Annotated in this window: 15 protein-coding genes; 4 read left to right on the top strand and 11 right to left on the bottom strand. The window is 72.7% G+C overall.

Translation table 11 applies throughout. The features are described 5' to 3' along the window. Positions 1-252: 252 nt before the first annotated feature. Positions 253-1422: an acyl-CoA dehydrogenase family protein gene (locus PSH03_RS29820; RefSeq protein WP_210784907.1), complete on the bottom strand. Its 1170-nt coding sequence runs from the start codon at positions 1420-1422 to the stop codon at positions 253-255. Between the two features lie 250 nt (positions 1423-1672). On the opposite strand from PSH03_RS29820, the gene PSH03_RS29815 reads away from it, so the two are divergent. Both PSH03_RS29815 and PSH03_RS29810 read left to right on the top strand, forming a co-directional pair. Next, on the top strand, positions 1673-3100 hold the full coding sequence (locus PSH03_RS29815) for a UDP-glucose dehydrogenase family protein (RefSeq protein ID WP_210784908.1): 1428 nt from the start codon (positions 1673-1675) through the stop codon (positions 3098-3100). A 151-nt stretch (positions 3101-3251) separates the two neighbouring features. Then, a complete protein-coding gene (locus tag PSH03_RS29810; RefSeq protein WP_238691069.1) occupies positions 3252-8147 on the top strand; it encodes an SCO7613 C-terminal domain-containing membrane protein in 4896 nt (1631 codons plus the stop codon). 166 nt (positions 8148-8313) lie between these two features. Here PSH03_RS29810 and purE read toward each other — a convergent pair whose 3' ends face one another. The 6 genes from purE to mca all read right to left on the bottom strand — a co-directional run bounded on the left by purE (position 8314) and on the right by mca (position 16157). Continuing rightward, on the bottom strand, positions 8314-8805 hold the full coding sequence (purE, locus tag PSH03_RS29805; protein ID WP_210784910.1) for a 5-(carboxyamino)imidazole ribonucleotide mutase: 492 nt from the start codon (positions 8803-8805) through the stop codon (positions 8314-8316). A gap of 31 nt (positions 8806-8836) precedes the next feature. Then, positions 8837-10012 (bottom strand): 5-(carboxyamino)imidazole ribonucleotide synthase, encoded by a 1176-nt coding sequence (locus PSH03_RS29800; RefSeq protein WP_210784911.1) that lies wholly within the window; start codon positions 10010-10012, stop codon positions 8837-8839. Positions 10013-10133: 121 nt separating this feature from the next. Continuing rightward, entirely contained in the window at positions 10134-12170 is a 2037-nt protein-coding gene (locus PSH03_RS29795; protein ID WP_238691068.1) for a thioredoxin domain-containing protein, read from the bottom strand. Between the two features lie 52 nt (positions 12171-12222). Then, the gene (locus tag PSH03_RS29790; RefSeq protein WP_210784913.1) at positions 12223-14754 is read right to left on the bottom strand and encodes a putative bifunctional diguanylate cyclase/phosphodiesterase; all 2532 of its coding nucleotides are present in this window, start codon (positions 14752-14754) and stop codon (positions 12223-12225) included. A 179-nt stretch (positions 14755-14933) separates the two neighbouring features. Next, positions 14934-15227, bottom strand: coding sequence for a hypothetical protein (locus PSH03_RS29785; RefSeq protein WP_210784914.1), 294 nt, complete (start codon positions 15225-15227; stop codon positions 14934-14936). Between the two features lie 48 nt (positions 15228-15275). Then, positions 15276-16157, bottom strand: coding sequence for a mycothiol conjugate amidase Mca (gene mca / locus PSH03_RS29780; RefSeq protein WP_210784915.1), 882 nt, complete (start codon positions 16155-16157; stop codon positions 15276-15278). Between the two features lie 203 nt (positions 16158-16360). Between mca and PSH03_RS29775 the strand changes: the two genes are divergently transcribed. Together PSH03_RS29775 and greA are read left to right on the top strand one after the other, a co-directional pair. Further along, entirely contained in the window at positions 16361-16801 is a 441-nt protein-coding gene (locus tag PSH03_RS29775) for a DUF4307 domain-containing protein (RefSeq protein WP_210784916.1), read from the top strand. Between the two features lie 156 nt (positions 16802-16957). Continuing rightward, a complete protein-coding gene (greA, locus tag PSH03_RS29770; RefSeq protein ID WP_091394193.1) occupies positions 16958-17455 on the top strand; it encodes a transcription elongation factor GreA in 498 nt (165 codons plus the stop codon). Positions 17456-17551: 96 nt separating this feature from the next. Here greA and ilvA read toward each other — a convergent pair whose 3' ends face one another. The 4 genes from ilvA to PSH03_RS29750 form a co-directional block, all read right to left on the bottom strand. Continuing rightward, positions 17552-18772 carry a threonine ammonia-lyase gene (gene ilvA, locus PSH03_RS29765; protein ID WP_210784917.1) on the bottom strand — a complete coding sequence of 407 codons (1221 nt, stop codon included), beginning with the start codon at positions 18770-18772 and terminating at the stop codon, positions 17552-17554. Positions 18773-18849: 77 nt separating this feature from the next. Next, on the bottom strand, positions 18850-20259 hold the full coding sequence (locus PSH03_RS29760; RefSeq protein ID WP_210784918.1) for an amidase: 1410 nt from the start codon (positions 20257-20259) through the stop codon (positions 18850-18852). Between the two features lie 13 nt (positions 20260-20272). Next, a complete protein-coding gene (locus PSH03_RS29755; protein ID WP_210784919.1) occupies positions 20273-21415 on the bottom strand; it encodes a cystathionine gamma-synthase in 1143 nt (380 codons plus the stop codon). 101 nt (positions 21416-21516) lie between these two features. Further along, positions 21517-22563: a YncE family protein gene (locus PSH03_RS29750; RefSeq protein WP_238691067.1), complete on the bottom strand. Its 1047-nt coding sequence runs from the start codon at positions 22561-22563 to the stop codon at positions 21517-21519. Positions 22564-22696 lie beyond the last annotated feature (133 nt).

Here is a 22696-nt window from a genome sequence, read left to right as displayed (position 1 = left end):
CTTCAGCCAGTCAGACGACGGCCCACGAACCCGGGACCTTCAGTGCCCACCGCAGAGCGTCGCGAGCACCCCGGAACCGTCGTAGCCGACGATGATCGGTCTGGTCATCATCGTGACTCCTTCCATCCCGCCAACCCAACGCCATCCGACCATGCCGGGGACAGGGACCGCAGGCCCACGTAGCGGTGCCATAGGTCCCTTTACCGCACACCGACCGGTCGTCGCGGCGGCCGGTCGGCGGGATCGAAGAACCTAGACGACGCCGGCCAGCAGTTGCCGCGCCATCACGATCCGCTGGACCTGGTTGGTGCCCTCGTAGATCTGGGTGATCTTGGCGTCCCGCATCATCCGCTCGACCGGGTAGTCCCGCGTGTAGCCGTAGCCACCGAGCAACTGCACCGCGTCGGTGGTGATCTCCATGGCGGCGTCGGAGGCGAAGCACTTCGCCGCCGCGCCGAAGTAGGTGAGATCCGCGTCGCCACGCTCCGACTTGCCGGCGGCCGCGTACGTGAGCTGCCGGGCCGCCTCGAGCTTCATGCCCATGTCGGCCAGCATGAACTGGATCCCCTGGAACTCGGCGACCGCCTTGCCGAACTGGCGACGCTCGGCCACGTACCCCTTCGCGTAGTCGAGCGCGCCCTGCGCGATCCCGACGGCCTGCGCCGCGATGGTGACCCGGGTGTGGTCCAGGGTCTTCATCGCGGTCGCGAAGCCGGTGCCCTCCGCGCCGATCATCCGGTCGGCCGGGATCCGCACGTTGTCGAGGTAGACCTCGCGGGTGGGCGAGCCCTTGATGCCGAGCTTCTTCTCCGGCGCGCCGAAGCTCACCCCGGCATCGGACTTCTCGACCACGAAGGCCGAGATGCCCCGGGACCGGGCGGACGGGTCGGTGACCGCGAAGACGGTGTAGAACTCGGACACCCCGGCGTTGGTGATCCAGCGCTTCACACCGTTGAGCACCCAGTGATCCCCGTCACGTACCGCCCTGGTGGTCATGGACGCCGCGTCGCTGCCCGCCTCCGGCTCGGAGAGGCAGTACGAGAACATCGCCTCACCGGCCGCGACCGGCGTCAGGTAACGAGTCTTGAGATCGGCGGAACCGGACAGCAACAGCGGCATGGTGCCAAGTTTGTTCACCGCCGGGATCAGCGAGGAGGACGCGCAGGCGCGGGCCACCTCCTCGATCACGATGGCGGTGGCCAGCGCGTCCGCGCCCGCGCCGCCGTACTCCTCGGGAACGTGCGGGGCGTGGAAGTCGGCCGCTCGCAGCGCGTCGTAGGACGCCTTGGGGAACTCCCCGGTCTCGTCGGCCTCCGCGGCGTGCGGAGCCACCTTCGCGGCGCAGACCTCTCGCACTGCTTCCCGGATCGCCTCGTGCTCCTCGGGCAACCGGTAGACGTCGAACGACTCCCCTGCGGCCATCTCGGCCCTCCCCTTCACCACTATCATGCGCAGTCTGTGACGACTCCTGACCGCCGACCGCGCAGACTGAAGACTAGCGACTGCAGTTCAGGTGATGTTACCGGCGCGTAGGGATGGGCAGGACGGTGCACCTAACGCGCTCAGCGATGATGGAGATTGAGACAGTGAGCCACCCTCCGGTGCCCCGCCCAGGCGCCGCAGCAGAATGCGACGCGACGACGCGACGCCAGCGCGAGCGGAGAAGACAGGCGTGACGATCCCCTACCCCACCATCCAGCCGACCCCCGCCATCGCCGCGGTGACCCCGCCCTCGGGCGCGCCCCGGCCGCGGGTGACGTTCCTAGGGACTGGTTACCTCGGTGCGACGTACGCCATCTGCTACGCCGAACTGGGCTACGAGGTTCTCGGGTTCGACGTCGACGCCGACAAGATCGCGATGCTGAACGCCGGTCAGGTGCCGATCCACGAGCCCGGCCTGGACGAGCTGCTCCGGCGCAACCTCGCCGCCGGCCGCCTCCGGTTCAGCACCGACATCGCCGAGACCGCCGAGTTCGGTGACGTGCACTTCATCTGCGTCGGCACCCCGCAGCGGGCCGACGGCATGGGCGCCGACCTGTCGTACGTCGAGGCGTCGGTCACCAGCCTCGCGCAGCACCTGACCCGCAAGGCGTTGATCGTCGGCAAGTCCACCGTGCCGGTCGGCACCGCCGAGTGGGTCGAGCAGCTCGTCGGCAAGCACACCCCGAACGACCTGGACGTCGAGGTGGCGTGGAGCCCCGAGTTCCTCCAGGAGGGCTTCGCCGTCGACGACGTCCTGCGGCCCAACCGGATCGTGGTCGGCGTCAAGAGCGAGTGGGCCAACGGCATGCTCTACGCCGCGCACAAGGGCGTGTTCGACCTGGCCGCCACGGAGGACCGCGAGGTGCCCCTGGTGGTCACCGACTTCTCCACCGCCGAGCTGGTCAAGGTCGCCGCGAACGCCTTCCTGGCCACCAAGATCTCCTTCATCAACGCGATGGCCGAGGTCTGCGAGGCCTCCGGTGGCGACGTCACCCAGCTGGCCCGCGCCATCGGCTACGACCCGCGGATCGGCAACCGGTTCCTCCAGGCCGGCCTCGGCTTCGGAGGCGCCTGCCTGCCCAAGGACATCCGGGCCTTCCAGGCCCGCGCCCAGGAGCTGGGCGCCGGCGAGGCGCTGCGCTTCCTGCACGAGGTCGACCTGATCAACCTGCGTCGGCGTACCCGGGTGCTCCAGCTCGCCGCGGACCTGCTCGGCCGCCGCTCCGGCCCGGCCGGCCCGGACTTCTCCGGCACCCGGATCGCGGTGCTCGGCGCCACCTTCAAGCCCAACACCGACGACGTCCGCGACGCCCCGGCGCTCGCCGTCGCCGCGCTGCTGCACAAGGCCGGCGCCGACGTGCACGTGTACGACCCGCAGGGCACCGAGAACGCCCGCCGTGCGGTCCCCGAGTTGACCTACGAGAGCAGCATCAACGAGGCGGTCAACGGGGCCGACCTGGTCTGCGTCCTCACCGAGTGGGCCGACTTCCGCAACGCTGATCCGGTCGCCCTCGGCGACCTGGTCAAGGGTCGCAAGGTCGTCGACGGCCGCAACTGCCTCGACCCGGCACTGTGGGCCCAGGCGGGCTGGGAGTACCGGGGCATGGGTCGCCCCTGACCCAACCGACGCACCACCGGCCGGCCATCGAGCATCTCGGTGACCGGCCGGTGTCGTTGTTTGCCCCGGACCCGCCGACAAGAGTCGAAATCCGCGCCAGCATTGGGCATGCTGCGACAGTGGGAGTCCACAGTGCGGGTGGAGGGGTGTCGTGGCGACCTTTCAATGCTCCTCGTGCGGCCGGGAGATCAAGCCGGCCGTCCGATGCCCGCACTGTGGGGCAGATCAACCACAGTGGGTCGAACACCTGGCCGACATTGAGCGTTCGATCGCGGAGATGAAGGCGCGCGACGCCGCCATCGCCCGCGAGCAGCGGCAGATCGCCGCCAAGATGCAGGCCGCGCTCTTCCAGCGGGACATCCTCGCCCACGCCGGCGAGGAACGGATCAAGCAGGCCACCCGGCCACGCCGGGTGCTGCGCCGTCGCCCCGGCCGGCGGCCACCGACGGCCACCATGGGACCGCCACCCCGGGTGCCCCGCCAGGGCACTCCGCCCGCCCCGGAGGATCCGCCGCCGCCCCCGCCCCGGGCCGCCTGGCTGGACGTCGACGACCCGGAGCACCCGCCGGAGGCGTCCTCGCGCGAGGTGCAGAACATCCCACTCGGGCTGGGCGCGCTGCTGCTCGGCGTGGCCGCTGTGGTCTTCGCCGCGGTGGCCACCAGCTCGATGGACGCGCTGGCCCGGCTCGGCATCCTGCTCCTGGCCACCGTGCTGATGCTGCTCGCCCCACCGGCACTGGCCCGGCGCGGGCTCACCTCGACCGCCGAGACCATCGCCGCGGTCGGCCTGCTGCTGGTGCCGCTCGCCGGCAACGCCCTCTGGGCGGTGGACCGGATCGGCGCCGGCGGCGGCTCCGGCACCGTCTTCGCCGGGGTGATCTTCGCGGTCACCGCCGCCGTCGCATTCGGGTACGCCGGTTGGACCGGTCTGCGCGCGCCCCGCTTCGCCACAGTGCTCGCCGCCCAGCCGGTGCTGCCTCTGCTGGCGTACGACCAGATCACCGGCCCGGGCGGCTGGGCCCTGGTGCTGGCCCTGGTCGCCCTCGTCAACCTCGGCCTGGCCCGCTCCGGCGTGACCGTCGAACGCCCCGTCCGGCAGGACCTGCCGTCGCCGGGCACGCCGTCCGCGCCCCGCCAACGCGACGCCGAGAGCCGGCCCGAGGGCGACCCGGAGGAGGCCGCCGAGCTGATCGACGCCAGCGGCGGCGCCACCGACCCGCGGCCGACCCGGCCGGTGCCCGGCCTGCGTGAGCTGACCTGGTTCCTGCACGCCGTGGCGGTCGCCGTCTCGCTGGCGTACGCGGTCACCGCCCTGCTGCGGGCACAGACCGTGCCGACCGCGACCGGCGCCGGGGTGGTGCTGCTGCTGGCCGCCGTGATCGGGCTGGCCGGCGCGTTGGTGCTGCGTCGCCCGCCGCTGCCGGACGTCGCGGCCGGCATCGTCACCCTGGCGGTGATCGGCTCGCTCAGCCGCATCGCCTCGGTGGCACTCCCCGGCCGGGCGCTGCTGCTGATCGCGGCGGTCATCACGGTGACCGGCTTGGCGGTGCGCGCGGTCCCGGAGGCGGCCCGACGTGGCCCACAGTTCGCCTCCGCGGTGGCCCTGACCGTCAGTGGTCTGGTGGTCGCCGGCGGCGCGCTACGCGCCGGGGTGGCACCGGTCCGTGCGGCACTGCCCGCCTGGAACCCCGACCTCAGCCGGTACCAGGGCGAGTTGGCCGCCGCCGTCGGGCCGACCACCTGGCAGCTCGCGGGTGCCGCGTTCCTGCTCACCATCGCGGCGGTGCTGGCCCTGCCCACCGAGATCCGCCGGGAGTTCGCTGTCGCCGGCGCGGCGCTGACCGCGCTCGCCGTTCCGGCCTCGTTCGGTCTCGGCTGGGCGACGGCACCCTGGCCAATGGTGATCACCGCGATCGGCATCGGAGTCATCGGGCTGTCCGCCCGCACCGACCGAGCCGCGGTGGCACACGCCATCGGGGCGGCCGTGGTCGGCCTGTTCGGCGCGGGTGCCAGCCTGACCAGCCCCACCCTCACCGCCGCAGTCCTGATCACCCTGTTCGTGGCGGGCACGCTGGTCACGCTGGCGCCCCGGATCCGGATCGCCTCGGCCGCCTCCGACACGGTCACCGCCTGGGCCGCCGGTGGCGCCGCGTTCGCGCTGCCCGGGGCGGTGGCGGCGTTCGTGGCCGCCACCATGCCGAGCGACCCGACCCCCACCCCGGCGAGCCTGCGCGAGGTGACCGTCCCGATCCTGGCGGCCAGCTTCCTGGCGGTCTGCGTGACCCTGGGCTACGCCGCCGTCGTGCAGGTCTCCCAACGTCACATCCCCGCGCCGCTGTCGGTCGGCACCGGGCTGGGCGCGCTGATGGTCACCGCCGCCGCGTTCGGGGCGCCCGGCGCGACCGTCGCCGACGCCTGGGTGGGCGCGCTGCTGCTGGTCGCGGCGGTGCTGCTCTTCCTGGCCCCCTCCATCGACGCCGGCCGTCGAGCCGACCTCACCCTCGACGGCTCCGACCTGGCCGCCGCGGCGGTCACCACCGCCCTGGTCGCCACGCTGGTACGGATCGGGGCGGTGCTCGCCCCGGGCGGGCAACTGGCGGTGGCCGCCGCCCTGCTCCTGGTGGTCGCCGTGGGCGCCCGCAGCATGCCGGAGGAGTGGCGACGCGGTCCGATCCTCGGCCTCACCGTCGGCGGTGCCCTCATCGGCGTCCTCGCCGGCTGGTCGGCGGTGCGCGGTGGGGTCGGCGTGCTGGCCACCCCCGGCCCGATCTGGAGGGGCGACCTGAGCGACTGGCCGGCCGCCCCCGTCGGCGGTGCCACCTGGCAGGCGCCGGTCGCGCTGGCGCTGCTGGCCCTCGCCGCCGGCATCCTGCTCCCGCCACCGTGGCGCTGGGACGTGTCCGGCGTGGCGGTGGTGCTCGCCACGATCGGCGCACCGGCCGCATTCGATCTGGCCTGGTGGTCGCCGGTCCTGGTCGGCGGAATGGTCGCCACCGTGTTCGGCATGGCCGCGGTGGCCACGGAGGAGGCGCGCGCCGGGCTGTCCCGGGCCACAGTGGCCGGGGTCGTCGCGCTGCACGCCGCCGGAGCCGGACTGGTCCGCCCGTGGACCACGGCCCTGGCGCTGGGCAGCATCGCGCTGATCGGCGTGGTGGTGGCCACGCTGGCCCGCGTCCTCGCCGGTCCGCAGGTCGCCGACATCGAAACCGAGGGGATGCCGCCGCACCTGGCGCAGATCGGCGGCGCGGCGATCGGTGCCGCCCTGCTGGCCCTCCCCGGTGCGGTGGCGGCGCTGTCCGCCGAGTTCGAACACTCGGCGCAGGTGGTGCTGACCGCCGCGCTGGCCGCTACCAGCCTCGGCCTGGCCGCCGTGGCCGCCGTCCGGCGGTTGGTGCCGCAATATCTGCCCTGGGTCAGCGTGGCGGTGGTCGGCGGGGCCACCATCAGCGCCCTCGCCGCCATCCCCACCGGCCTCGCCGCCGGCGTCTACGCGGCCGCCGCCGCCCTGCTCGGCGTACTGGCCGAGCTGATCCGCGCGGCCACCGTGCCGCCCACCGGCGCGGCCCAGCCGGTCCGGCGCTGGGCGGTACGACTCGACGGCGCCCTCCGGCGACTGCCGGACGACCCGGAGCGACGACGGTGGCGGGTCAACCCGGCAGCGGGTGCGTTGGCCGCAGCGGCGCTGCCGACCGCCCTGGCGCTCGCCTCGATCGCACCCGCGCTGGTCACCGCCCTGGTCGAGCCGCACCGCACACTGACCCGGATCTGGCAGGGTCCGCCCCCGGAGTTGCTCACCCCACCGTCGGACGTGGTCAACCCGACCCACGTGCTGACGGCGTTGCTGCTGACCGCGACCGCCGCGCTGGCCGCCACGGGGTTCAGCGGTGGGCGGCGGTCCCGGGCCGTGCCGGTGGTGCTGCCCGGGGCGGCCGTCACGCTGCTGATCGCACCCATCGCGCTGGGCCAGGGCTGGCCCGCCAGCACCGTCGCCGCGCTCTCCGTCTTCACCATCGCGATGCTCGGTCTCGCACTGACCCCACCGCCGGCGCTGGTCGAGCGGGCCCGCTCGCTGCGGCTGGCCCGGGTGCTGGTGTTCGCCATCGGTCTGGCCGGTGGCAGCGCCGGGCTCGCCGGCAGCCTGGCCGACCGGCAGATGACCCTGTTCACTCTCGGCAGCGCGGTCGGGGTGGGTGCGGTGGCGGCGCTGTTCGGCACCACCCAGCGGGCGCGCATCCTCGGCTGGCTCTTCGCCTCACTCATGGCGCAGCTCTTCGTGCTCACCGCCGGCCTGGTCGCCGGGCTGGCGGCGGTCTGGTCCGCGTTCGGGGTGCTCGCCGTCGGCGCGGTCCTGCAGGTGCTCGCCGCGACCCTGCCCCGGCTGCGCCGCCCCGAGGCGCAGCGGGAGGCCTCCACCGTCGAGTGGACCGGGTACGCTGCCGCGCTGATCGCGCTGGCCCTCGCCTTCGACTCGCCCCGCCACATCGCCGCCCTGCTGGCCGCCTGGGGCGCTGTCCTCGGGGTGGCCGCGACCCGACCCGGTCGCCGGCCGGTGGAACGCCGGATCCTGTTCTGGGCGGTGGTGGTCTGTGAGATCACCGCGTGGTGGATCCTGATGCGGGTCGCCGACGTGGCGTTGCCCGAGGCGTACACGCTGCCGTTCGCCGTGCTGGCCCTCCTCGTCGGAGTCCTGGAGCTGCGCCACCGGCCCGACATGAGCAGTTGGGTGGCGTACGGGCCGGCGCTGGTCGCGGCCTTCGTGCCGACGCTGGCGATCGTGCTGGCCACCGAGTCCAGCACTGTGCGGCAGATGCTGCTGCTGCTCGGCGCGGTCGCGGTGCTGATCTTCGGGTCGTCCAGTCGACAGCAGGCCCCGGTGATCGTCGGCGCGTCGGTCACCGCGATCACGGCGATCCACGCCCTGTTCAGCCTGGGCCCGTGGCTGGCGCTGATCCCGGTGGGCATCCTGCTGCTGGTGCTCGGCGCGAGCAACGAGCGCCGCCGCCGCGCCCAGGAACGCCTACAGACCGCCCTGCGCGGCATGAGATAAAACGGAGGGTCCCTGCGGCGTGCGTGAGCGGGGACGGTGAGTGGGCCGGGTTCGCGCCACCCGCGTCCGTCCCGCGCGATCTTGCACTTTCTGTCGCGACATAAGGGACAAAAGCCGCGAAACAGCTACAGGAAGTGCAAGATCGCGGGGGTAGGGCGGGGCGGGGTTACTGCAGGGTGGCTTGGAGGGCGGCTTCCTTTGTTGCTACCAGCTTTTCCAGGTCCTGCTGGTAGGTCGTCATCTTGGCGCGCAGGCCCTCGTCGGCGGCACCGAGGATCCTTACGGCGAGCAGGCCGGCGTTGCGGGCGTTGCCGATCGACACTGTGGCGACCGGGATCCCGGCCGGCATCTGCACGATGGACAGCAGCGAGTCCATGCCGTCGAGGTGCTTCAGCGGCACCGGCACACCGATCACCGGCAGCGGCGTCACCGAGGCCACCATGCCGGGCAGCGCGGCAGCGCCCCCAGCCCCCGCGATGATCACCTTGAGGCCCCGGTCGGCGGCGTCGCGCCCGTACTCGATCATCGCGACCGGAGTCCGGTGCGCCGAGATCACCCGGACCTCGTACGCCACGCCGAACTCGTCCAACACCTCGGCGGCAGCCCGCATGGTCGGCCAGTCCGAGTCGCTGCCCATGATCAAGCCAACCGTGCTCACTGCGGCCCTCTTCTCGTTCCCGAAACCGTACTCACTCGTGGCCCTCGCGCAGCCAGCGCGCGGCCCGCGCGGCCCGCGCCCGCAGGTCGTCCAGGTCGTCACCGAGCACCGTGACGTGCCCGATCTTGCGGCCAGGTCGCACCTGCTTGCCGTACAGGTGCACCTTGGCACCCGGCTCGGCGGCGAAGAGGTGGTGCAACCGCTCGTCGATCGACATCCCGCCCGGCTCACCGCCGAGCACGTTCGCCGACACCACCACCGGGGCGGTCAGCGCGGTGTCACCCATCGGGTAGTCCAGCACGGCCCGCAGGTGCTGCTCGAACTGCGAGGTCCGGGCACCCTCGATGGTCCAGTGCCCGGAGTTGTGCGGACGCATCGCCAGCTCGTTGACCACGATCGCGGGCCGGCCGGCGGCGTCGCGCACCTCGAACAACTCCACGGCCAGCAGGCCGATCACCCCGAGCGCGGTGGCCAGGTCGATGGCGAGCTGCTGAGCGGAGACCGCCAACTCCTCGTCCAGGCCGGGCGCCGGGGCCAGCACCTCCACGTTGATGCCGTCGCGCTGCACGGTCTCGACCACCGGGTACGCGGCCACCTGACCGAACGGCGAACGGGCCACCTGCACTGCCAACTCCCGCCGCAGCGGCACCCGCTCCTCGACGATCAGCCGGGTGCCGCCGGCGAGCAGCGTGCTCGCCAACTCGGTGGCCTGGGCGGCGTCGTCGACCATCCAGACGCCTCGGCCGTCGTACCCACCCCGGGCCGCCTTGAGCACCACCGGCCAGCCGACCTGCTCGCCGAAGCCGACGAGGTCGGCGGGCTCCCCGACCGGCCGCCAGGCCGGGTTGGGCGCACCCAGCTCGGTCAGGCGTTCCCGCATGATCTGCTTGTCCTGGGCGTGCAGCAGCGCGTCCGCCGGCGGGTAGAGGGGCACCCCTTCCGCCGCCAGCGTGCGGATGTGCTCGGAAGGTACGTGCTCGTGGTCGAAGGTGACGACGTCGCAGCCCTTGGCGAAGGTGCGCAGCGCGGCCAGGTCGGTGTGGTCGCCGTACTGGACGTCGGCGGCGACAAGCGCCGCGCCGTCGTCGGGGGCGGTCGCGAGCACACGCAGTGACTGGCCGAGGGCGATCGCGGCCTGGTGGGTCATCCGGGCCAACTGGCCGCCACCCACCACGCCGACAACTGGCAGACCGGTACGGGAATCCATAGCGCGGCCAGCCTATCCGGGCCGCCGACGGGCCCACCGGGAGGGCTGGCGACCCGCCTCGGAAGCTCTGGCGGGACCACCCGGCGGGCAGCGCGGGCGACTACCGGGCGTGGCCGTGCGCTCAGCCCAGCTCGGCTACCAGCTCCTCGACCGAGGTGACCGGCCGCTGGCAGACGAAACCCCGGCAGACGTACGCGGCGGACCGCCCCTCGACCAGCGGACGGTCGGCGAGCAGCGGCACACCCGGCTGGTCCGGGCGCCCGGCGACGACCACCGCTCCGGGCGGGGCGTGCCGGCGGGCGGCGGCCACCAGGGGGTCGCCGGCCGGGTCGCCGGTGACAACGGCGATCTCGTACGGCCCGGAGAGCAACGCCTCCCCGACCATGGCCGCGTACCCGGTGAACCGGGGGTGCTTACCGACGATCGGTGCGACAGTGCCGAGGGCCGCTTCGGCGGCCTCCCGGTAGCGCGTCTCCCCGGTCAGCGCCGAGTACGCCACCAGCCCGGCGATCAACGCCGACCGGCCGGACGGGGTGGCGTTGTCGGTCGGGTCGGCCGGCCGGGCGACCAGCCGCTCCGCGTCGTCGGCGGTGTCGTAGAAGGCGCCGCCGGGCGCGGCGAAGTGCGTGAGGGCGGTGTCCAGCAGCTCGCCGGCCACTGTCAGCCAGCGGCCCTCGCCGGTGAGCTGGTGCAGCGCGCAGAATGCCTCGGCAACGCAGCCGTAGTCCTCCAGGACGCCGGCCGGCTCGCCGACCTTGCCGTCCCGGGAGACCCGGCGCAGTCGGCCGTCCACCAGGTGCGCGGTTGCCAGGTGCTCGGCGGCCTGGCGCATCGCCCCGTCGGCGACGATGGTGACGCCGTCCATCAGGTTGGCGTCCTCGTCCTGCGGGGACGCGTACACGGCGGCGACCTGCTGGAACTCGGCGATGGCGGTGATCGCCAGACCGTTCCAGGCGGCCACCACCTTGTCGTCGAGGGCCGGCTGGGGGCGGGCGTCCCGGGCGGCGAGCAGCCGCCCGACCACCTGCCGCCAGCGGGCACGCACCTCGGGCGCGGCATCGTCCACGTCCCGGGCGAGCTTGAGCACGCTCATGCCGTGCTCAAAGGTGCCCTGGTCGGTGACGGTGAACAGGTCGGCGGCGAACCGGCCGTCCTCCTCGCCCAACGCCTCCACGAGTTGGGCGGGCGTCCAGGCGTAGGTGAGCCCCTCGACGCCCTCGGTGTCGGCGTCCAACGCGGACGCGAACCCCTGCCCCGGCCGGTGCAGCTCGTCGGCGAGGAACCGGGCGGTGTCCCGGGCCACCCGACGGGCCAGCGGGTCACCGGTGAGTCGCCACAGCTGGGTGTAGACCCGCAGCAGCAGCGCGTTGTCGTAGAGCATCTTCTCGAAGTGCGGCACCGTCCAGTGCGCGTCCACCGAATAGCGGGCGAAGCCGCCCGCGAGCTGGTCATAGATGCCGCCCCGGGCCATCGCCTCGGCGGTGTGCCGGGTGATCTCCAGGCTGCCCGGGTCGCCGGTGCGCTGGTGGTGGCGCAGCAGGAAGAGCAGGTTCATGTGCGGCGGAAACTTCGGGGCGCCACCGAACCCGCCGTTCGTGGCGTCGTACTCGCTGGCCAGCTTCGCGGCCGCCGCGTCGAGCAGCGGGGCGTCCAGCGGCGCGGTGGGGCCGCCCACGGCCTGCGCGCCGCCGATCGCCTCGACCACTGCGGCGCCCTGGCCCAGCACCGCCTCGCGCTGCTCCCGCCAGGCGGTGGCGACCGACTGGAGCAACTGGACGAAGTTGGGTCGCGGGAAGTAGGTGCCGCAGAAGAACGGGGTGCCGTCCGGGGTGGCGAAGACGGTCATCGGCCAACCACCCTGGCCGGTCATCGCCTGGGTCGCGGTCATGTAGACCGCGTCCACGTCCGGGCGCTCCTCACGATCCACCTTGATCGACACGAAGTTGTCGTTCATCAGGGCGCCGACCTGCTCGTTCTCGAACGACTCGTGCGCCATCACGTGGCACCAGTGGCAGGCCGCGTAGCCCACCGAGATGAGCACTGGAACATCCCGCCGCTTCGCCTCGGCGAACGCCTCGTCCGACCACGGCCACCAGTTGACCGGGTTGTCGGCGTGCTGGAGCAGGTACGGACTGGTGGCGTCGGCGAGTCGGTTCACCTGACGACCATAGCCAGCCCCGGCGCGGACCGCGCGGGCTCCACCCGGACGGTCAGGACGCGCCGTCGGCGCGGAGCCGGAACACGTTCGACTCCGCCGAGTCGCGCAGCGACCCCAGCACCGCACCGATCTTGTCCGCCGGCATCGGCTTGAAGAAGTGGTAGCCCTGCGCGGAGGTGCAACCCAACTCGGCCAGGGCCATTCGCTGCTCGGCGGTCTCCACCCCTTCGGCGACCACCCGCAGCCCCAACTCGTGAGCGAGGCCGACCGTCGTCCGGACGATCGCGGCGGCCTCCGGCGAGTCGGCCATCCGGATGACGAAGGAACGGTCCACCTTCAACTCGTCCACAGCGATCCGGGTAAGGAAGGTCAGCGACGAGAAGCCGGTGCCGAAGTCGTCGACAGCGAGCTGCACGCCCATCGACCGGAGCGTGGCCAGCACCTCGTCGATGACCTCCAGCTCGCTCATCACCACCGTCTCGGTGATCTCCAGAACGAGCCGGTGCGGCGGCACCTGGTGGCGGCGCAGCGCCTCGGCGATCTCCGCCGGCAACCGGGGGTCGAGCAGGCTGCGCGCCGAGAGGTTGACCGAGATCGGGACGTCCAACCCCTCGCGGGCCCAACTGGCGGCCACGCTGAGCGCCTTGTTCAGCACGTAGCGGGTGAAGGCGCCGAGCTGCTCGCTGTTTTCCACCGGTCGGATGAAGTCGGCCGGGTTCAGCCACCCACGCCGGGGGTGCTGCCAACGGATCAGCGCCTCCACCCCGGTGGGCGCACCCGTGGCCAGGTCGACCGCCGGCTGCAACGCCAGCACCAGCTGGTCGTCGACCTTCAACGCCTCACGCAGCTCGGCCAGCAGGGCGAGCTGGTCGGTGCTGGCCGCGTCGCGCGCGCCGTCGTACGCGGCGACGTTGCCGCCGCCCTCCTTGGCCTGGTACATCGCGATGTCGGCCCGCCGCAGCAGCTCGGTCAGGTCCGCGGTGCCCGCGGCGGCGACCACCACCCCGACCGAGACCTCGATGGACATCCGTACGCCGGCCACCTCGGTCGGTGCGGCCAGCCGTTCGGCGATCTCGCGGGCCTGACGCAGCGCGTGGGCCATCGGGGCGGCCCGGTCGCCGAGCACCGGCACCGCCGTGAGCAGGAGGGCGAACTCGTCGCCACCGAGTCGACCGAGCAGGTCACCGGCGCGGACCAGCGCGTTGAGTCGGTTCGCGGTCAGTCGCAGCAACTGGTCACCCGCCGCGTGGCCGAGGGTGTCGTTGACTTCCTTGAACTGGTTGATGTCCAGCAGCAGCAGCGCCACCGGGTGGTCGTGGCTGAGCTGTCGCAGCGACTGGTCGCCCTTGCTCAGCATCGCCGCCCGGTTGGCGAGCCCGGTGAGCGGGTCGTGCACCGCCTCGTACGACGAACGGGCGGTCACCAGCCGCAGCTCGTGGTGGGTCGCGGCGTCGTGCAACGCGGCGGCGAGGGCGTCGCCGAACGCGGCCACCGCGTCACGTTCCCGGGCCGTGGGCGGGGCCGAGCGGGGGAACCGCACCCGCAGCCGACCGACCGGCGTGGCGCCGACCGACAGCGCCCGGCTCAGCTCGTGCTCGTCCGGCTCCGACTGGTCCGGTGGGCCGGTCTCCCGGTCGACAAGCTGACCGCTGGCGTCGCCCCGGTAGCGGTGCCACCGGCCGTCGACCCGGGCCACGTCGACGTCCACCAGCTCGGCGTTGAACAGCGTCAGCGCCCCGGTGACCGCCGCGCTGGCCACGCCGCGCTCGTCGAGCTGGTTGAGGGCCGCGGTGGCCTCGGCGAAGGCACGCCAGGTGCGACGCTCCTGATCGGAGCGCAGCCGGTAACGGTAGGTCTGCTGCAACAGCCACAGCAGCGGCGGCAGCAACAGCAACCAGCGGGGGTCGAGTTCCAGCAGGGCGACCACCACGAGGCCGACCGCCACGTTGCCGACGAACATCAGCAGCTTGCCGCGCAGCGCGGCGAACAGCGCCGGCCCGATCGGCAGCCCGTGCCGCAGGCCCAGCGTCACGCCGCCGAGCCAGGCGGTCACCAGGAGGTACGTCACCGAACCGGCGATCACTGCCAGCGCCAGGATCGGGGTTGGTGGCGAGAGCAGCGGCCGCCCGAGCGCGGTGGTCACGGAGACGGCAAGCGCCGACGCGGCGGCCAGCGACGCGGCGATCCGGACGATCTCCAGGGCCGGACGGCGGTCGTTGTGCAGTGACAGCAACGTCCAGGCCAGCCCGGTGCCGAGCAGCGTGGCGGACGGGAGCCAGCCGGCTGGAGTCAGGTAGAGGCAGACGATCAGGGCCGCCTCGCCCCAGGTGATGCTGACCATGCCCGCGGCCGAGCGGAATCGCAGCCGGGCGAGCTGGGCGAGGGCCAGGACGGCGACGGCGATGCCGAAGCGGGCCGGACCGCCGAGGGGGTCGTCGGCCGGCAGCCGGACCGGGAGGGTCAACCCGACCGCGGCGGCGGCCAGGGCGGTCAGCGTGACGGCGGCGGTGAGCACGAGCAGCCGGCCCGGTGTGCCACGCACCCCGAGCCGATCGAACGGGTCGTCGGCCGGACCGGAGGTCATCGACCTCCCCCGTCAGCCGACCGACCGACGTCGCGGTGGGCGGCCGGTGCTGTGCTGGTCATCGGCGCCCCCTCCCGCACACGGCTCGGAGACTTTTGGTCCCCCCGGCGGAAGGCTAAGCCAAACCGGGTGGCCGCAACAGGGGGCGACCACCCGGTTCGGCGTGATTCACGCGCGGACTACCCGTTCAGGTGCTGCTGGTGCCCGTTGGGAGCGGGCGTGGATGAATCACGCGCCCCGGTCCCGTCTGTCGGATCGACGACTGTCGCATCGGCCCTGGTCGGGTCGGTCGGCCCGGACTGCTGGGGGAAACGGTCCGGCAGACGGCGCAGCCGAGCGTTCATGTTGCGGATCAGCAGGATGGTCGCGGTGGCCAGCAGCAGGATGAGGAAGAGGCCCATCGGCCCGGCCAGACCACCCGTGCGGGTGTCCCCGAAGTTGTTCTCCGCGAGCACCTGGGCAGCGGTCAGCATGGCGTTCCTCCGATGTGCGGTTGGTAACCAGGGTAGCCCCGCCGGGAATCAGCGCGCGTGCGCCGTCTCCCGCACCCCGGCGAAGAGATCGGACTCGGGCAGTGGGCTGTCGACCATCGAGCGGGCCAGCTCGTAATCCTCGGTCGGCCAGGCGCGCTGCTGGAGCTCCATCGGCACGTGGAACCAGAAGCCGTCCGGGTCGACCTGGGTGGCGTGGGCGCGCAGCGCGTCATCACGGACCGTGAAGTATTCGGCGCACTCGACCCGGGTGGTGATCCGCGGGCCCTTGTCGGGGCGGTCCTCCCACCGCTTGAGCCACTCCTCGTAGGGCGACTCAAGACCGGCGGCCAGCATGCCCTCGTGCAGGGCCATGATCTTGCCCTTGGAGAAGCCGATGTCGTAGTAGAGCTTCAGCGGCTGCCAGGGCGCGCCCAGCTCCGGGTAGCGCTCCGGGTCACCGGCGGCCTCGAACGCGGCCACGCTCACCTTGTGGCACATGATGTGGTCCGGGTGCGGGTAGCCACCCTCCTCGTCGTACGTGGTCACCACGTGCGGACGGAACTCGCGCATCAGCCGCACCAGCGGGCCCGCGGCGACCTCGACGTCCTGGAGGGCGAAACAGCCCTCGGGCAGCGGCGGCAGCGGATCACCCTCGGGCAGCCCCGAGTCGACGAAGCCCAGCCATGCCTGGTCGACGCCGAGGATCGCCCGCGCGGCGTCCATCTCGGCACGCCGGATCTCGCCGATGTTGGCCCACACGTCGGGTCGGTCGAGCTTGGGGTTGAGCACGCTCCCGCGCTCGCCACCGGTGCACGTCACGACCAGGACGTCCACCCCCTGAGCGACATATTTCGCCGTGGTCGCCGCGCCCTTGCTCGACTCGTCGTCCGGGTGCGCGTGCACGGCCATGAGACGCAGTTGCTCTGCCAACTTCGGCGCTCCTCGTCTGTGCCGGACGGTGGACCCGACCGGGCTCGACCGGCTGACCTGCCGGGATCTTTCCTCACCGCACCCTGTCACCGGCCACCAGCGCCGGGCATGACCTGCCATTCCTGCCGCTGGACCGGGTGGGAGGATGGGGCTCTGTCATTCTTGCCGATGCCGCCGACAACAACGCCAGGAGATACCCGCCGGTGACCGAGACGCACGCCACAATTTCACCAGGCGCGCCGGTATTCCCGGCCGGGCGCTACGGCCGCCGTCGGGCACCGGGCGGAAAGCGCCGCCGTACGCTGCTGGCCGCGCTGGCACTGTTTGCCCTCGTCGCGACGCTGACCGTGATCTCGGTGCGGCTCTACCGCCAGTACGGCGACCCGGTCTACGACGCCCAGGTGATCACGTACACCGACATCACGGACAAGCAGGTGCTTGTCGACTTTCGGGTGACAGTTCCGCCCGGCGGATCGGCGGTCTGCGTGCTGCGCGCCCGGGACCGTGCCGGCGCCGAGGTCGGCCGGGAACAGGTCACAGTGACCGCCGATCCCGGGGATCGGCACGTCACGACCCAGCACCGCCTGGCCACCACCGCGCGGCCGTTCATCGGTGAGGTCCTGCGCTGCCGAGCACCGTCCTGAGCTGCTCGAACAGCACCAGAAGCCGGGCTGGCGGGGCGCCTACCGCCGGTGTCGGATCCGGACACCGGCGGTGATGGCCGACACGCTGTGTCGTACCGCACTGGTAACTTGGTAGTTCACCTGTCAGCCAGCCACGCACAACTGAGGAGAACGCCTGTGTCCACTGGCAACGAGGCGCCCGCCACCTGGCTGTCGCAGGACGCGTACGACCGCCTCCAGGCCGAGCTCGACGAGCACATCGCCAACCGCCCGGCGATCGCAGCTGAGATCAACGCTCGGCGCGAGGAGGGCGACCTGCGGGAGAACGGCGGCTACCACGCCGCCCGCGAGGAGCAGGGCAAGGCCGAGGGTCGCATCCGCTACCTGCAGGAGCTGCTGCGCACCGCGAAGGTCGGCGAGGCCCCGACCGCCGACGCGGTGTCGCCGGGCATGGTGGTGACGATCTACTTCGACGACGACACCAACGACACCGAGACCTTCCTGCTCGGTTCCCGGGAGATCGCGGCCACCACCGACCTGACCGTCTACAGCCCCGAGTCCGCGCTGGGCAAGGCGATCCTGGGCGGTCGAGCCGGGCAGACCTGCACCTACACGGCCCCCAGCGGCGCCGACATCAAGGTGACAGTGGTCAGCTTCGAGCCGTTCTCCGGCTGACCGTCGCCGGTCGCGCTACCCGCTTCCGGCCGGCTCGACCGACGCCGGCACCCGTTGTCGAAACACCGCGCATCCGAGGCGTGGCACCCACCGGTGTCACGCCTCGGCCGCGAATACCACCTGGTAGCCGCTGGCCCGCAGGGCGCTGATCAGGGTGTCCGAGTGCTCGACACCCCGGGTCTCCACCGACAGCGCCACCTCCACCTCGCCGAGGCCGAGGTGCGGGTTGGCCCGCTGGTGCTCCACGTCCACCACGTTGGCCCGGTGCTCGGCGATCTGAGTGAGCAGCGACGCGAGCTGCCCCGGCCGGTCCGAACAGCGGACGGTCACCCGCAGGTAGCGACCCGCCGCGGCCAACCCGTGTTCGATCACCCGCAGCATCAGCAACGGGTCGATGTTGCCGCCGGAGAGCACCGCGACCACCGGCGTCTCCACCTCGACCACGCCGGCCAGCAGCGCGGCCACTCCGACCGCCCCGGCCGGCTCGACCACCTGCTTGCCGCGCTCCAGCAGCATCAGCAGGGCCCGGGAGATGTCCTCCTCGGAGACCGTGACGATCTCGTCGACCAGCTTGCGCACATGGTTGAAGGTGATCTCGCCCGGCCGGCCGACCGCGATGCCGTCGGCGATGGTGGAGAAGATGGGCAGCCGGACCGGTTCCCCGGCCACCAGTGAGGGCGGGAACGCCGCCGCCCCGGCCGCCTGCACGCCGATGATCCGGACGTCCGGGCGCAACGCCTTCGCGGCCACCGCCATGCCCGAGATCAGACCGCCGCCACCCACCCCGGTGATGATCGTCTTCACGTCCGGGCACTGTTCGAGGATCTCCAGCGCCACAGTGCCCTGCCCGGCGATCACATCGGGGTGGTCGAACGGGTGGATCAGCACCGCGCCGGTGCGCTCGGCGTACGTGTGCGCCGCGACCAGCGACTCGTCGACGGTGTTCCCGGCCAACTCGACCTGCGCGCCGTACCCCTTGGTGGCGGCCACCTTCGGCAGCGGCGCGTTGACCGGCATGAAGACTGTGGCGTGCGTGCCGACCAGGCCGGCGGCGAGAGCGACGCCCTGCGCGTGATTGCCCGCGCTCGCCGCGACCACGCCGCGCTTCCGCTCCGCCGCCGACAACCGGGAGATCCGCACGTACGCGCCCCGCACCTTGTACGAGCCGGCGCGCTGCACGTTCTCGCACTTGAGCCACGTCGGCCCGCCCAGCGCCGCGCTGAGTGGCCGGGAGGGCTCCAGTGGGGTGGTGCGGGTGACGCCAGCGAGCAACTCCCGTGCGGCCCGCACGTCGTCGAGACCGACCAGTTCCGTCATGCCCCGATCGTGCCACCCGCCTGCGGAGCCCTCGGCGGCGACACCGGAGTGCCCGACAGCGCGCACACCGTCGACGGTCAGGCGGTGGCCGGCGACTCCGTGCCGACCCGGGGGTAGCCGGGGGCGTGGCGCGTCCACGGGGCGGCCATCTCGAACTGACCGGCCACACCGAGCAGCAGCAGCTCCGAGCCGGGCGGACCGACCAGCTGCACGGCGACCGGCAGGCCGTCCGGGCGGCGGCCGACCGGCACGACGACCGCCGGCAGGCCGGCGATGTTCCAGGGTGCGGCGTACGGGGCGTACCGGATGTTGGCTGTCATGTTCGCCCGCCAGGACCGCTCCGACCAGCGGGCCGCCTCCGGTGGCGCGCTGGCCAGCGCCGGGGTGAGCAGCAGGTCCACCGAGTGGTCGGTGAAGAAGTCGACCGACCGTTGCCGCCAGGCTGCCCGGTCCGCCTCCCGCACGTAGCCGCGACGCTGCGCCCACTCGCCCAGCGCGACGTGCCGGCGGGTACGCCGTTGCAGCCCACGCCGGTCCAGACCGGAGGCCCGGACATCGGTGGCGGCTGCGGCGAACCAGGTGGCGATGCCCTGCAGGCCGAGCGCGGTCGGGTAGACCGGATCGGCCGGCACCGTGTCGTGCCCGGCGGCGGCGAGGAGCCGACCGGCGGCGGCGACAGCGTCCCGGTTGGGTGCGTCCGGTGCGACACCGCGCACCGGGGAGCGCAGCGAGACACCCACCCGCAGCCGCTGCGGAGGGACCAGCTTCTCGGGACGCCGGCCGGCGAGCACCGAGAAGCCGACCGCCGCGTCGGCGACCGTGCTGGTCAACATGCCGTGCTCGGTGAGGCCGAACCAGTCGTCCGCCCCGAGCTGGCAGGGGACCACGCCCCGACCGGGCTTGAGGCCGACGAGTCCGCAGCAGGCCGCGGGAATCCGGATCGAGCCGAGACCGTCGTTGGCGTGCGCGATCGGCACCAGCCCGGCGGCGACCGCGGCGGCGGCACCACCGGAGGACCCACCGGGGGTACGCGTGCTGTCCCACGGGTTACGGGTCACCGCGCTGTCGTCGTCGGTCAGTGCCCACAGCCCCAGCTCCGGCATCCGGGTCACGCCGAGGATCACCGCCCCGGCGCCGCGCAGCCGACGCACCACCTCGTGATCGGCCTCCGCCACGTCGGTGCGGGCGGCGGCCGACCCGTTCCACGTGGGCAGGCCGGCGACCGGGGTGTTCTCCTTGACCGCCACCGGAACCCCGGCCAGCGGCAGGTTGGCCAGGTCCTCCTGCTCGTCGACCTTCTCCGCCTCGGTGATCGCCTCACCGCCGCGAACGGCGCGGAACGCGGCCAGCTCACTGTCGGCTCGGGAGATGTACTCGAGGTGATCGGCGACGACCTGGGTCGCCGAGACGTCACCTCGGCGTACGCCCCGGGCGATCTGCTTGGCGGTCGCTCCGACCCAGGTCGCCATGATGTCCTGCACGGCCATCCTCCCCCAGCGGTCAGCCCAGCGCCTGCTCCAGATCGGCGAGTAGGTCGTCGACCGTCTCGATGCCGACAGACAGTCGCACGAGATCGCCGGGAACTTCAAGCGGCGAGCCGGCAGCACTTGCGTGTGTCATCCGACCCGGGTGCTCGATCAGGGATTCCACACCACCCAGCGACTCGGCGAGCACGAAGAGCTTGGCCCGGTTGCAGATGTCCACGGCGTGGTCCTCACCACCGGCGGCGCGGAACGAGATCATGCCGCCGAACCGGCGCATCTGCTTGGCGGCGACCTCGTGACCGGGGTGCGAGGGCAGCCCCGGATAGAGCACCTGGGCGACCTTGGCGTGACCGTCGAGGTACGCGGCGAGCCGCTCGGCGTTGTCGCAGTGCCGGTCCATGCGTACCCCGAGGGTCTTGATGCCCCGCAGGGTGAGCCAGGCGTCGAACGGGCCGTTGATCGCGCCCATCGCGTTCTGGTGGTAGCGCAACTCCTCGCCGAGCCCGGCGTCGGCGACGACGAGGGCGCCACCGACCACGTCGGAGTGCCCGCCGACGTACTTGGTGGTGGAGTGCACCACCACGTCCGCACCGAAGGCGATCGGCTGCTGCAGGTACGGCGAGGCGAAGGTGTTGTCCACCACCAGCAGAGCGCCCGCGTCGTGTGCCACGGCGGCCAGGGCGGCGATGTCGGCGATGCCGAGCAGCGGGTTGGTCGGCGTCTCCACCCAGACGATCTTCGTTCGGCCGGGCCGCACGGCCGCCCGGACCGCGTCCGGGTCGGAAACCTTGGCCGGGCTGAACTCCAGGCCCCAGCGCTGGGCGACTCGGGCGAAGAGCCGGTACGTGCCGCCGTACGCGTCGTCCGGGATCACCACGTGGTCGCCGGGCTGGCACACGGCCCGCAGCAGGGTGTCCTCCGCCGCCAGGCCGCTGGCGAAGGCGAGCCCCACCGGCCCGCCCTCCAGCGCCGCCAGGCACTCCTGTAGCGCGTCACGGGTCGGGTTGCCGGAGCGGCTGTACTCGTAGCCGAGGCGAGGCGCGCCGACGGCGTCCTGGGCGTACGTGCTGGTCTGGTAGATCGGTGGGATAACCGCGCCGGTGCGGGCCTCGGGGTCCTGACCGGCGTGGATGGCGAGCGTCTCGAAGCCGTGACTCATTCTGGTGAGGCTAGTGCCCCGTCCCGAGGGCTGGAACGGAACCCGCGCTCCCGGGCGAGGGTCGGACCGACCGGCCCGACCCTCGCGCTCCTGGTGCCCGGTCAGCCGGCCGGAACGGGCAGGACGTGCAGGGTCGCCGGACGGGCTCCGGTCCAGTCTGAGGTGACCGCGTAGACCCGGGCTTCGTTCGGCGCCCAGGCCAGCCCGCCGGCACTGAGTTCATCGCCCAACTCGTAGCGGGCCTGTTCGGTGCCGTCCGCCGCGAACACGAAGACGTCCGGGGCGTAGGCGGCGTCGGCGCCGGCGACGATCCGGGTGCCGAGACGCGACAGCTCGACTGCTCGCGGGTACGGACCGGTGGCGTACGTCGCGGTGGGGGTGGCGATGTCGGCGAACGGGAACGCCTGCACCAGCGGTGGCGAGCCGGCAGCCGTGTAGAGGGTGGTGCCGGTCGGGTCGAGGGCGATGTCGCGCAGGTTGCTGCCGACGGCCGAGAACTGGTTGGTCCGCAGCATGGTCAGCGCTCCTGCGGCGCCGATCTCGTATGCGTACACCGACGCCGGGCTCAACCCCGGCTGACCGGCGAGCAGCACCGCCCGGTTCTGAGCGGCGGCGGCCAGCAGCGGAGCGTAGTAGAAGTCCTCGCTGACCACGCCGGTGCTGAGGCGGGCCGGCTGACGGCCCAGGTCGATCCGGCCGATGTTGCCGCCCCACTGGTCACAGCCGTAGCCGAACCACAGGTACCGGCCGGTCAACGCCAGCGACGACGGGCACTCGCCCGCGCCGGTGTCGTACCGGGCCGACTCGATCAGCGAGCCGGTGTCGAAGGCGGCGATGGCGTTGGCGGTGGGCAGCGCCACGTAGAGGGTCCGCCGGTCGGCGCTGAGCAGCAGGTCGGTGGGGCCGGGCAGGCCCGACAGGGTGCCGACCACGGTGCCGGTCGCGCTGGTCACCACGACATCGGTGGCGGAGCTGCCACCGCTGACGAAGACCCGGTCACCGGCCGACACCACGTCGGCCACGATGCTCAGCGGCAGTGGGGTGGCGGTCGGCGCGGCGGCCGCCTGGGCGTGGCCCGGGGCCGCGCCGGTGAGCAGCCCGGCGGTCAGCGCCGCCAGTGCCAGGGTGAGGGCTCTTCTGATCTGCAAGCTTGGTCCTTTCGGAGCATCGACGCGCACGCCGACGGCCGGGATCACCCAGTGTTCATCCATTCACGTAGATGATTACCACAGCCGATTCACGCGTGGGGGGCGCCGTGACGCGCGAGGCCGCCGCATAGCC

The sequence above is a fragment of the Micromonospora salmantinae genome, from assembly GCF_022230905.1.
Classification (GTDB): Bacteria; Actinomycetota; Actinomycetes; order Mycobacteriales; family Micromonosporaceae; genus Micromonospora; species Micromonospora salmantinae.
This window is presented reverse-complemented; position numbering and strand designations above follow the sequence as displayed.